Raw genomic sequence first — 15,565 nt, 5'->3', positions numbered from 1 at the left:
GCACATTATTTTTTAAGTTCTACTAAAATAGGGCAATGATCGCTGTGTTTCGCTTCGGATAAGATGACGGATCTTTTTAATTGATCCTTTAGCGGTTCACTTACCATACCATAATCTAGGCGCCAGCCTTTATTGTTGTTTCTTGAATTTGCCCTATAGCTCCACCAGGTATAATTATGGGGCTCTTTATTAAAATAGCGAAAGCTGTCTATGAACCCACTGGCCATAAAATTCCCGATCCACTCTCTTTCAACAGGCAAAAACCCGGAAACATTGGCATTGCGTATTGGGTCGTGTATGTCAATTGCTTGGTGACAAATATTGTAATCGCCTAAAATAATCAACCGGGGATGTTCTTTTTTTAGGGTATTCACATAGGTCTGAAAATCGGCCATGTATTGCAATTTATGATCCAAGCGATCTAGATTTGTCCCTGATGGCAGATAGAGGCTCATGATAGACAGGTCGCCAAAATCGGCTCTTAGGTTTCTTCCCTCAAAATCCATATAGTCTATACCTGTGCCGTAGGCTACATGATCGGGCTTTTTCTTGGATAAAATAGCAACACCGCTATATCCTTTTTTTTGGGCACTGTACCAATAGGTAAAGCTGTAACCGGCAGCTTCAAACAGGGAAAGCTCTAGTTGATCTTCCTGCGCTTTTATTTCTTGAAGGCATACAATATCAGGATTAACCGTTTGTAACCAATCTAAAAACCCTTTGCTAAGTGCGGCACGAATACCGTTTACGTTATAAGAAACTATTTTCAAGCGAATACATTTAAGTCAAACATTTCATTTTAAGTGCTATATAGTTCAAAACGATGCTTTGTTATCTTACTCCAAGTTCTTGATTTATTCATTTTCTGTATGGTGAAAAACATCTGGACTATAAAAAACTCCTCTTTTAAGGGATTGCCTTTTTTAATTTTGCCCTAAAATAGGAATGTTTCTTTGAACTTAAAAGAAGGTGGACCAATTCTCGCTTATAAAATAGTGATTGCCATGTTAAAAAAAACAAAGTGAGTCTTTTGAATTTTGAAGCGCGAGTCCCACCACATCCGTTTTAATAGCTATTTTTGTGATAAAATTGAAATGCATGAGGGTTCTGTTTGGGAGTTTATTTTTCTTTGCTATCGGATTAATGTTAACCGCACAGGAGGTACAAAAGGACAGCATTACCCAATTAGAGGAGGTAATTATAACGGATGCCCTTAAACGTAAAAATGCCACGGGCATAGTACCGTTTCAAACTATTGGTGCGGAAACTTTTGATAATTACAGTCCGGTAGACGTGGTCTCTGCCATGAATCAGATTTCCGGGGTTTATATTTTGTCAGGCGCATTAAACACCAACCGAATTACCATACGCGGTGTAGGGGCCAGAACCTTGTTTGGCACAGATAAATTGCGACTCTATTTTAATGAAATTCCTGTAACGAACGGTACAGGCTCCTCTACCATAGAAGCTTACGACCTGGAAAGTCTTAATGATATTGAAGTTATAAAAGGCCCCAAAGGCACCGCTTTCGGTGCCAACTTGGGCGGTGCCATCATTCTAAATTCAAAAGAGGGGAGCACAGGGAGTTTTTTTAGCAACAATGTTACGATAGGCTCGTATAACCTCCTAAAAAATGCACTAAGTTTTAGTCATGCCGATGAGAAGTTTAGCATGGGTCTGCAATATGGTCATATGGAAACTGAAGGCTATCGTGAAAATAGTCAGTTTGATAGGGACGGGGTTTTAATTACCGCATCTTATTTGGTTAATGCCCGAAGTAGCATTGGATTGTTGGTAAATCATATCGATTACAAGGCGCATATTGCCAGTTCTTTGGGGGAAACCGCTTTTAGAGAGAATTCGAGACAGGCCGCATTTACATGGCGTGGAGCCAAAGGCTTCGAGGACAATAATTTTACACTTTTAGGATTATCGTACACCCATACATTTGGGGCACACTTAGAAGGTACCACCAGCATATTTTATAGCTATTTGGATCATTTTGAGCCAAGGCCTTTTGGTATTTTAGATGAATTTACCAATGGTTTTGGATTCAGGACACGGTTTTTCGGAGATTTTAAAGTTTCCAATACTGTACTAAAATACAGTTTTGGAGCAGAATTGGTAAAGGACGAATACACTTGGAGGGAATTTCTAAATCTCTATCAGCAGAATAATGGCAATGGAAGCTTGCAAGGCGATTTGTTTGCAGACAATAAGGAATTTCGTCGGCAATTTAACACCTTTGCATCGCTCACCGTTCCTTTAAGTGCTACATTAGTGCTGCAACCGGGTGTCAGTATTAATAAAACGCATTACGATTTTCGGGATTTATTTAATACAGGAGCTGGTAACCGTAGTGCGGAGCGGAATTTTGATGCTATTGTTGCGCCTAGTCTTACCCTTAATTTCACCCCAGCAGATGCTTATAGGATCTATGCAAATGTGAGTCGCGGATTTTCCAATCCCAGTTTGGAGGAAACCTTAACCCCGGATGGCGTTATAAATCCTGATATTGCCCAAGAAAAGGGCACCAATTACGAAATAGGTACGCATCTTTTTTTGGCAGATGGTAAACTTAACCTTTCCGGGGCTATCTATCAGATGAATATTAATGACCTTTTGGTAGCAGATCGCGTGGGCGACGATCAGTTTGTGGGTAAAAATGCGGGAAAAACAAGACACAGGGGCCTAGAAGCGGATGTGAATTATCGTATGGATCTGCCCAACAAATGGCGTGTATCTCCCTTTATTAGTTACACTTTTAGCGATCATATTTTTGTAGATTTTGTGGATGGAGCGAACGACTTTTCCGGGAATCCACTTACAGGGGTTCCTAAACACAGGGTACAGTCCGGCATTCGATTGGGACATGAACATGGTTTTTATTGGAATTCCACGCATCAATTTGTCTCTAAAATTTCTTTGTTAGATGCCCATACCTTGTACAGTGATCCTTTTAATGTGTTTAACACCCGAATGGGGTATATAAAGGAATTTGCCGGGAACATGACATTGCGTTTCGATTTTGGAATAAACAATGTCTTTAACACGAAATATGCACAATCTGTATTAATTAATACTGCCGCATTTGGAGGTGCAGAACCACGGTTTTTTTACCCGGGAAACGGAATAAACTATTACGGGAGTATAGGTTTACGGTATGCCTTATAACCTTATACTAATTTCTGAAGCCAGTATTTTATGTTCACTTCCCGGTCTATAATTTCCTTTAAACCGGTTAGGGGTACGCGCTGCTGCTCCATAGTATCTCTCTGTCGTAAGGTTACGGTATGGTCTTCTAGGCTCTGATGGTCTACTGTAATGCAAAAAGGGGTGCCGGCAGCATCTTGGCGTCTATAACGACGCCCTACGGCATCTTTTTCATCATAAAGAACACGGAAATCCCATTTTAGATCGTCTATTATGGTCTGTGCCAATTGAGGCAGTCCGTCTTTTTTAACTAAGGGGAATACCGCAGCCTTAACAGGTGCTAATACCGCCGGAAGCTTTAATACGGTACGGGTAGTTCCGTTTTCTAATGGTTCTTCTTTCAGAGATTTAGAGAAAATAGCCAGAAACATTCGGTCTACACCAATAGAGGTTTCCAATACATAAGGCACATAACTTTCGTTGAGTTCCGGATCAAAATATTGTAATTTTTTACCCGAATATTTCTCATGGCTGCCCAAATCAAAATCGGTTCTAGAATGGATGCCTTCCAGTTCTTTGAAACCAAAGGGAAATTTAAATTCGATATCAGCAGCAGCATCGGCATAATGGGCCAGTTTATCATGATCGTGGAAGCGATAATTTTCTTCGCCCATTCCTAAAGATAAATGCCATTGCATTCGTTTTTCTTTCCAGATCTCGTACCATTCCTTCTGTGAGCCCGGGCGGATAAAAAATTGCATTTCCATCTGTTCAAATTCCCTCATACGAAAAATAAATTGCCTCGCCACAATTTCGTTGCGGAACGCCTTTCCGATTTGCGCAATGCCAAAAGGTATTTTGAGGCGCCCACTCTTTTGTACATTTAAGAAGTTGACAAAAATACCTTGGGCCGTTTCGGGACGTAGGTACAAATCCATAGCATGCTCTGCCGAAGCACCTAGTTTGGTGCCAAACATTAAATTAAATTGCTTCACATCTGTCCAGTTTTTGGAACCCGAAAGCGGACATGCAATTTCCAATTCTTCTATGAGTTTTTTAACGTCGGCTAAATCTTCATTGGCTAGGGATTTCCCCATTCGTTTTAGTATGGTCTCGGCCTTTTCCTGATATTCTATTACCCGTTGGTTGGTGGCCAGAAATTGTGCTTTATCAAAAGTTTCCCCAAAACGATTTTTGGCTTTGTCTACCTCTTTTTGTATTTTTTCTTCCAGTTTACCTACATAGTCTTCAATCAAAACATCTGCTCGGTATCGTTTCTTGGAATCTTTATTGTCTATAAGAGGATCATTAAATGCATCTACATGGCCAGAGGCTTTCCATGTGGTAGGGTGCATAAAAATGGCAGCGTCTAGCCCCACGATGTTTTGGTTTAATTGCACCATGGCTTTCCACCAATACTGCTTTATGTTGTTTTTTAACTCTGCCCCGTTTTGTCCGTAATCATAAACGGCGCTCAGGCCGTCATATATTTCGCTAGATGGGAATACATAACCGTATTCCTTAGCGTGGGATATTACTTTTTTGAAATCTTCGTCTTGTGCTGCCATGCGGCAAAAATAGAATTTTACCCTTTAAAGCCGCAATTTATTTTAACTGAAATTCAGATGAAGCCAATAATTTTTCGTCTTCAAAAACATTTAGGGTATACGTGCCTTCGGGTAAGGATCCTTCGGGAATGGTAATAAAATCGCAGACACTCATTTCGTCGCCTGTAAAAATAAGCTCTACACGCTTGCTGTATGTATTTCCGTTCACGGATATTACATTGGCATTGTCTTCTATGATACGCATGTTGGGACTTAAAAATTGAAGATAAATTACCCTTTCTGCCGCAACGGCATTGGGATTTTTCATAATGGTGACACAACCCCTTAATTTTTCTATGGTCGATGCTTTTGTGGTTTTAATAGGCCTGTCTGATCGTAGCCTAAAACCACTGCCTTCGGCATTATCGAGGCTTAAATAATTTTTAGTTTTTAGTTCGCGACTAAGTTCTAAATTTTTTCGTCGAAGCAAGGCCTCCGCTTCTGCCAATGAACTACTTTTTCCCCGAAGTTCTTCTATCGTTTTTCGAGTTTCTTCGTATTTATTGGTAAGAAGCATATTGTTATACTTCAGGTAATTATTATTGAGTTTTAGACTATCATTTTTGGCTTGTAAAATGCGCATTTCTCTTCTATAATCCCGTAGTTTATCTACCGAAAAACTGAGTCTGCCCACAGAATCTAACAATTGTTGTATGCGAAATCGGGAATCCTGAAGTTCAATTTCGTTCACTTCATTCAAGGCCGATAAACGATCCACATCGGCACGTACAATGGTTAAATCCTTAATTAATAGGTCTTTTTCTTGCTCAAGAAAAATAATCTGACTTTGAGAATGGGCATAGCTGTAATAAAATGCAATAAGGACACCAACTATAATAGCCACCAAGGCAGCAAGTATAATTTTATAGTTGAATTTCGTATCTTGAAGCTCCATTTAAATTTGTAGGTTAAAGTAAAGATTTGATGCTTACTGAGCTCTCAAAGATACTAAATGATATCAACAACATCCTAGTACCTACAGTGTGTTTTGGATGTAATGCATCCCTGCGTAAAGGTGAACGATTATTGTGTACCGTTTGTCGAAATCAATTACCACTCACCGATTACAATTTTACCGATGAAAACCCAGTTGACCGTATTTTCTATGGCAGAATAGACATAAAAAAGGCCAATTCCTTTCTTTTTTTTACACCCAAGGGCATTGCTAAAACGCTAATTCATTACTTAAAGTACAAAAATCAACAAGAAATTGGTGTTTTTTTGGGCAACTGGTGGGGCGAGATTTTAAAGGAGGATTCTACTTTAAAGGAGATCGATTACGTTATTCCTGTACCCCTTCATAAACATAAATTACGGAAACGAGGCTACAATCAAGTGAGTGCGTTTGGTAAACGATTGGCGTTTCATTTAAAAGCGCACTATGCAGACGATATTCTTTTTAAAACAGCCAATACACGTACCCAAACCAAAAAGAGTCGGCTAGGGCGGTGGCAAAATCACAACGCGCTTTTTAGTATCGTCGATGCCACGGTGTTGCAACACAAAAGGGTATTATTGATAGATGATGTTCTAACTACCGGTGCCACCTTAGAATCCTGTGCCCGCGCCATCAAAAAAGCCGAAGATGTTACCATTTATATTGCGACTATGGCCGTAACGATCTAATTTTAGCATTATACAAATTAGTTGTTACTTTGCAACCTATTATTTAGCATATTATGCTGCAGCGTTTTCTGGGAGGCTTGTTCCTCTTATTATCAATATCAGCACTCTTTCAATGTGCCAGAAGAGGAACCCCTACCGGGGGAATAAAAGATATTATTCCGCCAAAACTGATAAAGGCAGTACCCCCAAATATGAGTATTAATTTTAAAGAAAAACGAATACGTTTATATTTTGACGAATATATTAAGCTAAACAAGGTGCAAGAGCAACTTATTGTTTCCCCACCACTTACCTATGCACCTGTAATAAAACCTCAAGGTGGAACCAGCAAGGTTGTTGAAATTCTTATTAAGGATACCCTCAGGGAAAATACCACCTATACCTTTAACTTTGGGTATAGTATTGTGGACAATAACGAGGGAAATCCCAATAGCTTTTTAACCTATGTTTTTTCTACCGGTGATTATATAGATTCTCTTTCCCTATCGGGTGTCGTAAAAGACGCCTTTAACCGCAGAGCAGAAACGTTTATTAGTGTCCTTTTGTATGAACTGGACAGTATGTATACCGATTCTACCGTATACCAAAAATTACCCAACTACATCACCAATACCTTGGATAGCACTACCATTTTCCATTTAAAGAATCTTAAAGAAGGGAAGTATGCCTTATTCGGCTTAAAGGACAAGGGGAATAATAATAAGTTTGATCAAAAAGTAGATAAAATCGCCTTTTTAACAGATACTATTAGGTTGCCTACAGATTCTATTTATCTTTTAAATTTATTTAAGGAAGTGCCGGACTACACCATAAGCGTGCCCAGTTTGGCTGCCAAAAACAAAATAATCTTTGGCTATCAGGGAATCCGGGAAGATATCGATATAGCCCCCTTAGTACCACTTCCGGATACCGTACGAACACTACTAAGGAAACAACGCGACAAAGATTCGTTAGATTTCTGGTTTACACCCTTTGAGGCAGATTCTATACAATTTGTAGTAACCAATGAGAAAATGAGTCTTAAAGATACCTTTACCGTTCGAAGTAGAAAACTGCCCTTAGACACCTTGGTGTTATCGGCCAACCAGAGGGGTACGTTAGACTTTGCATCGCCATTTTCCATTTTGGCCAATACGCCACTGGTAGCACTTGATTCTTCCAAACTACAGCTCATGGATCAGGATTCCGTGTCTGTAACGTTTACAGCGCATTTAGATACCCTTGATAATAAGGTCGATATTGATTTTGAGCGACTTCCCAACCAAAAATACAGTCTTGCGTTACATGAAGGTGCCATAACCGATTTCTTTGGCAGTGTTAATGATTCCCTAAAGTTCCAGTTAGCCACTAAAGGGTATGCCGATTACGGAAATCTTAGATTCTCCATAGCCGGCAAGGTAGCCTATCCCATAATCTTGCAATTGACCGATGAAAAGGGTGTGGTTAAACGAACCCTCTATGCTACAGAACCAAAAAGCTTCGAGTTTAACCTTATTCCGGCCGGAAAATATGTGTTTCGTGTTATTTTTGACGAAAATGGCAATCAAAAATGGGATACCGGAAATTACCTTCAAAAAATACAACCGGAACAAGTGCGCTATTACCCGGATGTTATCGACGTGCGCACCAATTGGGATATGGAGCAGACCTTTGTTATTCCAGACTAAAATGATCCTTATCTTCTAGAAATTTTAGCTTTTCCCGAGCTGTGGATAATGGCTCTTTTTTTAAAGTGACCTTAATTGTTTCTTCTGTAGTAGCGAATGCCAAAGTTTCTCCCAATACCCCATAAACGGCAGAATGTCCTGGATATTCATGTCCAACTTCGTCCTTGCCTACTCTATTAACACCGATGCAATAGGCCATGTTTTCTATGGCACGTGCTTGCAACAAGGTATCCCAAGCTTTAATGCGCGGCTTAGGCCAATTGGCAACATAGAGTAAGACATCATACCGGTCAACATTCCTAGACCACACAGGAAAACGCAAATCATAGCAGATTAAAGGGCAAATTGAAAAATCTTTGTAATTTACAATCAACTTCTCCGTACCTGCCTTATACACCTTATCTTCGCCGGACAATGTAAAAGTATGACGTTTATTATAGACCGCTACTTTTCCATTGGGTTCTACAAAAAGGAGACGATTATAATAGTGTCCATCTTCAAAAAAGACCACACTTCCGGTTATGGCTATATTGTTTTCTTGAGAAAGAGTCTGCATCCAATGAAGCGTTGTTGCCCCTTCTTTTTTTGAAATATTTTCGGGGTGCATGGTAAATCCGGTGGTAAACATTTCCGGAAGAATTACCAAATCAGTATCCTTGGGTAAGGCCGTTATTTTTTCGGTGAAGACATCCCTATTTTGTTGGGGACTTTCCCAAATCAATTCAGATTGTAATAGCGCAATATGCAATTCCGTATTCATTTACCAAAGCTACAAAAGAGTACCGATTTTAAGTAGCTTTAAAAAGTGAAATTTCGTAGCTACAGCGCAGTATGAAATAGGAGATGCATTTTTACAGGCCTCTTTCTCCCGGCGAATAATCTTCCGGTGCGTTTTGGGGCGAATTAATGGTTCCGGCATCACCGGTATCATTATAGATCATCCATTCGCTAAAAGTATACAGCGGATTGCCACGCGTAATTTCCATCCTCCGAAATGCGCGGCCATCTTCGAACTCATGGTTGGTTCCGGAACCATCGACCCCAATAACACCGAACCTATCAATAACAACACCAAAGGGATCCACTAATTCCAGATTATCATCGCCGTTAGAGTCTGCCGGACTATTGGTGCCTACGCCAAGATCCGGGGGAAATCCATAAATGGTTTCAAAGTCGGATGCATTGGGCGAAATAACAAAAGTACGTTCCGCTTCTATTGTAAAATCGGACAGATCTATACTGGAACTCACTGTAGTGCTGGCATTGGTATATCGGTTTAACCGCCATCCTTTTAAAGGCAAAGCTGCTGTACCTGCATTGTACAATTCTACAAAACGTGCTCCTGCATTGTTATCCGGATCGGCAAGTTCCGAAATAAATAGGTGCTCCGACGTAAATTCGTCTATAATTTCGGGACAGCGTTCGTCATTGAAAAGGATATCATCTGTATCGCGAATGACCAATTGAAAGGTGTTGTTGTCTTTTAATAATACACCCGTAATGCTTCCATTGCCCCGGGGGAGTACGTTGGCCTGAAAATCGGAAAAGCCGCTGTTTAGAAGTGTCAGGGTGTTATCATTGCAATCTATTAGCGTTCGTTTAGTTTCCTCCTGCGGCAAAGCAAATGGGAGGTCTATTTCGTCTTCCAGAAATTCTAGGGTGTTTAATTGAATTAAGGTATGCACCATGCTGTCTTCCAGTGCCGCTATGGTGGTTTCTCGGGCTCTTACTAGAGCCGGTTCTTCGCAAGCCACAAAAAGATGGCGTTGCAGTACCGTAGCCGGAAGCCTGCCAACGGAAAGATTCCCGAAAGCGGTAAAGATACCACCCAACTTAAATGCACCTCGGGTACGTCCTAAATACAGACCCTGTAGCTTAAAATACACCTTTTGACCTAAGCCATAAAAAAGATGAGAATCTCGTAGATCAATGTCGATTTGAAATCCCTCAGTTGCATTTTCCGGACTGTTTTGAAAATAAAGGGTGTTGAAAAAGTTTCCGGCTCGGTCCGATGACACGATGTACCCTTCCAAAACAATATCTTCCTGAATTTGAACGGTGGCACCGTCAAACAAATTTTTAACATCACTGAAGGTTGCAGTGGGTTGAAGGTTTTCCGCACAGTCAATTTCCGGCGCATCAAAATTGCGATCCTTAACGCAGTTGCTTAAAACCAGTATTCCCCATACCAGAACAATAATTTTTAAAGGTAAAAATTTCTTGGTTTTCATGCTTTCAACTATTTACAACATACCGATTATCCTTTTTTAAATTGCCTATTATTGGAAGATCTATAATCTTAACTGCGCATTTTATTTTAAAAACTATACGCCACATTCAAAAAATAAGTACGGCCATAGCCGTACCAATATTTTGGAGCAAAGGAGGGTGTACCACTTAAATTGTCTTGCTGTAGTTGTCCAAAATTTCCATTTCTGCTTTGTTCAAAACCTCCGGTTCTAAAAACCGTATCGAAAACATTGTTGATGCTGGCAAAAACACTAATATATTTTCCGTTACGCAACCAAGATTTACCCCCAACCAAGTTCAAAAGATAAAAATCGTCTAAAGGTTTTTGTTGCAATAATTGGGCTATACGTTCTTCCGTAGCATCCGGGAATGGTTGCCCGGTTTCGGGATTTATAGAAAAACTTGAGGTTCTAGTAATGGTTGAAATGGCCGCATAATTGTCGGCCAAATAATTAGCGGTCATGCCAACCCACCAGTATTTTGGATCGCGGTATTCTATGCCAAAGGCGTAGGCTTTTTGTGGGCCTTGGGCAAGTTTTAGGTCTTTAATTTTGGCAATGCCCAAATTAATGTTTCCTTCGGGATCGAGCACATCTTCTTCTGCTCCGGCTGTATCGAAATTTATGGTTACCAATGGGTCGCTTGCAAATGTATAGGATCCAATGGCGGCCACGGCGCTAAGTTTTACGGAAGGCGATATTTGGTATTCCACTCCGAGTTCTACTCCCTTGTGTAATTTGTCCAGATCAGTTATTACTTCTTGAACAAAATCTGATCCCACACCGGCATTTACAAAGAAAAAGTTGATATCTGTAGTTTTTTGAAAACGGGTATAAAATGCAGTTAGCCGTGCCATTATGGCGGGTAGTCGTACAAAGTAGTTTACGTCTACAGTCGAAATTTTTTCGCTTTGAATATCGGGAACCTGCTGATTGTTTTCTCTAGGGTTTATAAACACATTTTGTAAAACGGGCGGGGTTTGCAAATAAGCACCATTCATTTGGACCCAATGCCGGCCATTTAATTTATAGCTGAACCCACTTTTAGCGCTAAAATTGGAAAAACTAATGGCCTCGCTTTCGCCAAGTGAATTATCCGGAAAGCGTTCGTTTTGAAATAAGCCATTACGCTGGTATACTGTGTTGTTATAGCTTACGGATATAAAACCATCCCATCGGGGATAGGTAAATCGCAATTGGGCAAATGTTTCTGTTGTGCTGGCATCTAGTTTAAAATTATAACTAAAAGCTTCATTGGTACTTTTAAAAATAGACCCATTGCTATCATTTTTAGTATCCGAAAAGGGATCTATGTCTTCATGAAAGGATGCTCCCATCAAATCTTGAATCTCGGCAAAGTTACGGGATGTAAGTGTTCTGTAGGTGACCCCAAAATCTGCTTGCACGTTAGTGTTGATCTTTATATTTGCAAGGGTATTGACAGAAAAGAGGGTATCGTCGGTAACATCGTCATAAAACACATAAGCCGCTTTTTCATCGGCATTGGCGCTATAGACATTGCTCCAATTTAGTTGTGGATTTTCAAGAAAACCCTCTCGAGCCAGATTGGCACTTATAAAATTGGCTCCGATGGGGCTGTTAATATAAAAACTCGGCAAATATCTAAAATAAGTAGGATCGGGATTTGGAGCATTAAAAAAACCCAATCGGCTTCGGGCATTTGTACCGAATTGTACAGAAACCCCCGTGTTTAAACTAAAATTTTTAGAAGTATAATAGTGGTTCAGCATGGCAATCGGTTCTAGAATGCGTCGCTCTCTAGAATTACGAATATCTCCGTTTTGAAAGCCCCAATACGGATTATAAGTCCTGCCGGCTATTTCAAAAACCTCCTCGGTAAGTGCGGAAGAACGTCCCCTGCGATTTGAAGCCAGAAAAGCGGTTGCATGCAAACTGTGTTGCGCACTCCATTGATATTCTGCAGAAGCAAACAAAGAATAGGCGTCATACAACGTGCCATCGATATAGCCTTCTTGCGCCCATCTTCTAGAACCCGATAGGCTAAAGGCCCATCCATTTTCCTGAAGACCAGAATTATAGGTTGTCATTAATCGCCCTGCATACGTTCTGTTCGAGGCCGAAGATGACAACCGAATACCCGGTCGAAATCGGGATGGTCGGGTATCGATATTGGTTGCACCTAAAATGTTTCCAAAGGTGTAATCGGATGCCTGTAATCCATGGGTAAATTCTTGATATCGGGTTACATCATTTAAACCTCCCCAATTATTCCATTGTGGTCGGCCATCAAAAAGTTTGTTCATTGTGATGCCATTGATCAGGACTTTGCCATATTGCGAGTCATATCCTCTTACCCGAAAAAAAGCCTGACCAAAATCAAAGGCAGCCCTACTCAAAAACACATCCCGTGTGGCTTGTAAAAGTCCGGTCGCTATGGAAGTGCCTTCATCATCTGCAATATCGTCGTCGGTTAAGGTGATTAAATTATCTGCTTTTTCAACAGCAATATCACGCTCCAGATAAATAGTTCCTAACCGAACCTCAGTACCTTCTAAACTAACAGGAATACGTTTAAGAATATAGTCCTTAAGGGAAATGCGAAGAATGTACGGCCCCTTTAGGTTCGTTTCTAGTCTAAAATCTCCATTGCTTTGTGGTGTAGCGATTACCGGTGTTCCTTCTAGTTGAATGAGGGCTCTGCTTAAAGGGGTTTTTGTATGGGCGTCGCTAAGAATGCCCAAAACCACAGATGGTTCCTGAGCCATTATTACCGATATGGTAAAGGTTAGGAGGAGTACAAAAATTAATTTTCGTACCATAATAATAATCCGTTATTGTATTACAATATAAAAAATATTCTTTTTTGTGTGAAGAAATATCTGTATTATTGAAATAAGCACGTTAAAAATTGTAAATAAAACCGTGTTAATAAAAATATATATGATGCCCTCATAGAAGGAATTATTTTAACCATGAGAACCGCTTCCACCCTATGAAATGAATAAATATAAAGCATATAGGGCGATAGCGCTTATTTTTGTAATTAGATAAAGTTCTTATAATGAAATATTTATGTCTTATTTTGTGTTATGTTTTGCCGCTTTGGACACATGGACAGCTGTCTGACACCTTCCAAATTCGTACGATTGCATTTTACAATGTCGAGAATTTATTTGATACCGTACGCGACACCTTAATTTTTGATGAGGATCGCACCCCTGAAGGAAAGGATCGGTGGACGTTAGAAAGGTATAAGAAAAAAGTAACACATATTGCTCAGGTACTTTCGGAAATAGGTTCGGATATTACCAAAACAGCTCCGGACATTATCGGGGTTTGTGAAGTTGAAAATAGAAAAGTGCTAGACGATGTAGTACAACACCCGTATTTGCAAAACAGCGATTACGGTATTGTCCATTTTGATTCCCCTGATCTTAGAGGTATAGATGTGGCTTTAATCTATAAAAGGGCAGCCTTTATACCCATTACTTTTCAGAAACACGGGCTGCTGTTAATCAATATAGATGAGGAACAAAAACATACGCGAGACCAGCTGGTGGTAGGCGGTTTACTCGATGATGAGCTGCTGTATTTTATAGTAAACCACTGGCCTTCCCGCAGCGGTGGAGAAATTAGGAGTAAGCCCAATCGCCTTGCCGCAGCGAGACTGAACAAAAAAATAATTGATTCTATCAAAAAAATTGAACCTTCCGCAAAAATCATTTCAATGGGTGATTTTAATGATGACCCAACGGACGATAGTTTTAAAAAAATCCTAAAAACAAAAGGAAATTCAAAGCAGCTTACTGAAAAGGATTTGTTTAATCCCATGGAAGCCATGCATAAAAAAGGAATTGGCTCCTTAGCCTATAGAGATAAATGGAATCTTTTTGATCAGCTATTTTTCACCTCAAATTTTATAAATCCCGATAGAACCACGTATTCCTTTTGGAAAGCAGGAATATATAACCCCTCATATTTAATAGACCCTAAAGGGCAGTACAAAGGATATCCGTTGCGCACCTATGCCGGCGGCACCTATGTGGGCGGCTATAGCGACCATTTTCCGGTCTATTTATACGTGATTAAAAAAAGAAATTAATCTCGCTACTGCGGCTGTATAATTTTAATATTTCGCCACTTTACTTTAATGCCTCCACCATCGTGTATTTGCAAGGCAATGGCTCCCACACCGGCTCCAATTTTTTCATCGGTGATCGTCACCATTTCGGTACCATTTAGCCAAGAAGTAAGTTGGTTGCCGTTAACCCGAATCTTCATTTGGTTCCACTCACCTTCCTTTAACGCATTTTCCTTTTCAGATTCTGGTTTTATGAGCCATCCACGACCGTAAGATTCGTACACGCCACCGGTATGCATGCCTTTAGGAGCCACTTCTACCTGCCAACCACTTACCTTGGTATCCTCTACCGTAGAGCGTATAAATACGCCACTATTGCCGTTGGCTTCTTGTTTAAACTCTAAAAACAGATCAAAATCTTGGTAATGTTCATCGGTTGCCAAGTAACCATATTCCGCATCAGGACCGCTTTCGGATACCAATAGGCCGTTTTCTACATACCATTTCTCTGTACCGTAAACCGTCCACCCACTTAAATCTTTACCGTTAAAAAGTTCTTTTTCCTGAGCCGTTAAGGGCAGCAGTATTAAGGATAAAGCAATAACAAAAATGTTTTTCATTGATATAGTTTTGATTGAAGTTTTACTTGTGTAATTCAATGATGGCGCAGTGTCTCAAAAAACCGTCTTAATAAGATTATTCTTATTTTAGAATGGTTAATAAAATTAATTTAACCAAGCCCCCCAAGGAATACGGCTAAGAATAAGCACCAAACCCAACCCGTAGAATAGCGCAATACTCTTAAATTTTTTATCTCCTTCCATAAATTTTTTGTGCCGAGACCAACCTATAGTGATAAGTACAACCGCAATTATATTAATAAACGGATGTTCTACTGCAAGCAAGCGCGCCGCAGCATTAAGGCCACCCATACTTAAGGTTTGTATGGCCTGAAACCCGTTGGCAGAAATAAAATAAAGCAGAAGGCCTACCAATAATTGAATATGAGAAAGAATCAACGCAAAAAGACTAATGCGAAAGTCTTTTTCTAAAGTAAATATTTTTTTGCCGGCAAGGCCAATAATAGCATTGGCAACGGCCAAAAACAATACAGCCAATACCACATAGGCCAAATAAGAATGTAGCACTTGTATAGTTTGATACATAAGTTTTCTTTTTTGATTGGGTTAAAAGTAATGA

General features: G+C 40.0%; 12 protein-coding genes. 4 read left to right on the top strand and 8 right to left on the bottom strand.

Translation table 11 applies throughout. From position 1 onward, the window contains the following. Window positions 1-5 precede the first annotated feature (5 nt). The gene (locus U1E44_RS05980) at window positions 6-770 is read right to left on the bottom strand and encodes an exodeoxyribonuclease III (RefSeq protein ID WP_322930147.1); all 765 of its coding nucleotides are present in this window, start codon (window positions 768-770) and stop codon (window positions 6-8) included. 328 nt (window positions 771-1,098) lie between these two features. Between U1E44_RS05980 and U1E44_RS05975 the strand changes: the two genes are divergently transcribed. Further along, window positions 1,099-3,174, top strand: coding sequence for a TonB-dependent receptor family protein (locus U1E44_RS05975; RefSeq protein ID WP_322930146.1), 2,076 nt, complete (start codon window positions 1,099-1,101; stop codon window positions 3,172-3,174). Between the two features lie 2 nt (window positions 3,175-3,176). Here the strand turns inward: U1E44_RS05975 and U1E44_RS05970 are convergent, their stop codons facing one another. Together U1E44_RS05970 and U1E44_RS05965 are read right to left on the bottom strand one after the other, a co-directional pair. Next, entirely contained in the window at window positions 3,177-4,721 is a 1,545-nt protein-coding gene (locus tag U1E44_RS05970) for a glycine--tRNA ligase (RefSeq protein ID WP_322930145.1), read from the bottom strand. A gap of 37 nt (window positions 4,722-4,758) precedes the next feature. Next, on the bottom strand, window positions 4,759-5,655 hold the full coding sequence (locus U1E44_RS05965; protein ID WP_322930144.1) for a hypothetical protein: 897 nt from the start codon (window positions 5,653-5,655) through the stop codon (window positions 4,759-4,761). A 29-nt stretch (window positions 5,656-5,684) separates the two neighbouring features. On the opposite strand from U1E44_RS05965, the gene U1E44_RS05960 reads away from it, so the two are divergent. Both U1E44_RS05960 and U1E44_RS05955 read left to right on the top strand, forming a co-directional pair. Then, window positions 5,685-6,386 carry a ComF family protein gene (locus tag U1E44_RS05960; RefSeq protein WP_322930143.1) on the top strand — a complete coding sequence of 234 codons (702 nt, stop codon included), beginning with the start codon at window positions 5,685-5,687 and terminating at the stop codon, window positions 6,384-6,386. Between the two features lie 53 nt (window positions 6,387-6,439). Further along, window positions 6,440-8,053 (top strand): Ig-like domain-containing domain, encoded by a 1,614-nt coding sequence (locus U1E44_RS05955; protein ID WP_322930142.1) that lies wholly within the window; start codon window positions 6,440-6,442, stop codon window positions 8,051-8,053. Here U1E44_RS05955 and U1E44_RS05950 read toward each other — a convergent pair. The 3 genes from U1E44_RS05950 to U1E44_RS05940 form a co-directional block, all read right to left on the bottom strand. After that, window positions 8,040-8,813 carry a nitrilase family protein gene (locus tag U1E44_RS05950; RefSeq protein ID WP_322930141.1) on the bottom strand — a complete coding sequence of 258 codons (774 nt, stop codon included), beginning with the start codon at window positions 8,811-8,813 and terminating at the stop codon, window positions 8,040-8,042. The genes U1E44_RS05955 and U1E44_RS05950 overlap by 14 nt on opposite strands. Before the next feature lie 91 nt (window positions 8,814-8,904). After that, on the bottom strand, window positions 8,905-10,284 hold the full coding sequence (locus U1E44_RS05945; RefSeq protein ID WP_322930140.1) for a DUF5689 domain-containing protein: 1,380 nt from the start codon (window positions 10,282-10,284) through the stop codon (window positions 8,905-8,907). An 86-nt stretch (window positions 10,285-10,370) separates the two neighbouring features. Beyond that, on the bottom strand, window positions 10,371-13,103 hold the full coding sequence (locus U1E44_RS05940; RefSeq protein ID WP_322930139.1) for a hypothetical protein: 2,733 nt from the start codon (window positions 13,101-13,103) through the stop codon (window positions 10,371-10,373). Between the two features lie 242 nt (window positions 13,104-13,345). Between U1E44_RS05940 and U1E44_RS05935 the strand changes: the two genes are divergently transcribed. Then, the gene (locus U1E44_RS05935; RefSeq protein WP_322930138.1) at window positions 13,346-14,386 is read left to right on the top strand and encodes an endonuclease/exonuclease/phosphatase family protein; all 1,041 of its coding nucleotides are present in this window, start codon (window positions 13,346-13,348) and stop codon (window positions 14,384-14,386) included. 5 nt (window positions 14,387-14,391) lie between these two features. Here the strand turns inward: U1E44_RS05935 and U1E44_RS05930 are convergent, their stop codons facing one another. Together U1E44_RS05930 and U1E44_RS05925 are read right to left on the bottom strand one after the other, a co-directional pair. Beyond that, complete coding sequence (locus U1E44_RS05930; RefSeq protein ID WP_322930137.1) at window positions 14,392-14,985, bottom strand: 3-keto-disaccharide hydrolase; 594 nt, start codon at window positions 14,983-14,985, stop codon at window positions 14,392-14,394. Window positions 14,986-15,090: 105 nt separating this feature from the next. Further along, complete coding sequence (locus U1E44_RS05925; protein ID WP_322930136.1) at window positions 15,091-15,531, bottom strand: hypothetical protein; 441 nt, start codon at window positions 15,529-15,531, stop codon at window positions 15,091-15,093. Window positions 15,532-15,565 lie beyond the last annotated feature (34 nt).

Origin of the sequence: Aurantibrevibacter litoralis, from assembly GCF_034651555.1 — a bacterium.
Taxonomy (GTDB): Bacteria; Bacteroidota; Bacteroidia; order Flavobacteriales; family Flavobacteriaceae; genus Aurantibrevibacter; species Aurantibrevibacter litoralis.
Note: the sequence above shows the minus strand (reverse complement) of the source record. Positions and strands in the feature narration are given on the sequence as shown.

Coding starts and splice junctions, on each gene's coding strand:
- U1E44_RS05975 (WP_322930146.1), top strand. CDS start 1,099: ATGAGGGTTCTGTTTGGGAGTTTATTTTTCTTTGCTATCGGATTAATG.
- U1E44_RS05970 (WP_322930145.1), bottom strand. CDS start 4,721: ATGGCAGCACAAGACGAAGATTTCAAAAAAGTAATATCCCACGCTAAG.
- U1E44_RS05965 (WP_322930144.1), bottom strand. CDS start 5,655: ATGGAGCTTCAAGATACGAAATTCAACTATAAAATTATACTTGCTGCC.
- U1E44_RS05960 (WP_322930143.1), top strand. CDS start 5,685: ATGCTTACTGAGCTCTCAAAGATACTAAATGATATCAACAACATCCTA.
- U1E44_RS05955 (WP_322930142.1), top strand. CDS start 6,440: ATGCTGCAGCGTTTTCTGGGAGGCTTGTTCCTCTTATTATCAATATCA.
- U1E44_RS05950 (WP_322930141.1), bottom strand. CDS start 8,813: ATGAATACGGAATTGCATATTGCGCTATTACAATCTGAATTGATTTGG.
- U1E44_RS05945 (WP_322930140.1), bottom strand. CDS start 10,284: ATGAAAACCAAGAAATTTTTACCTTTAAAAATTATTGTTCTGGTATGG.
- U1E44_RS05940 (WP_322930139.1), bottom strand. CDS start 13,103: ATGGTACGAAAATTAATTTTTGTACTCCTCCTAACCTTTACCATATCG.
- U1E44_RS05935 (WP_322930138.1), top strand. CDS start 13,346: ATGAAATATTTATGTCTTATTTTGTGTTATGTTTTGCCGCTTTGGACA.
- U1E44_RS05930 (WP_322930137.1), bottom strand. CDS start 14,985: ATGAAAAACATTTTTGTTATTGCTTTATCCTTAATACTGCTGCCCTTA.
- U1E44_RS05925 (WP_322930136.1), bottom strand. CDS start 15,531: ATGTATCAAACTATACAAGTGCTACATTCTTATTTGGCCTATGTGGTA.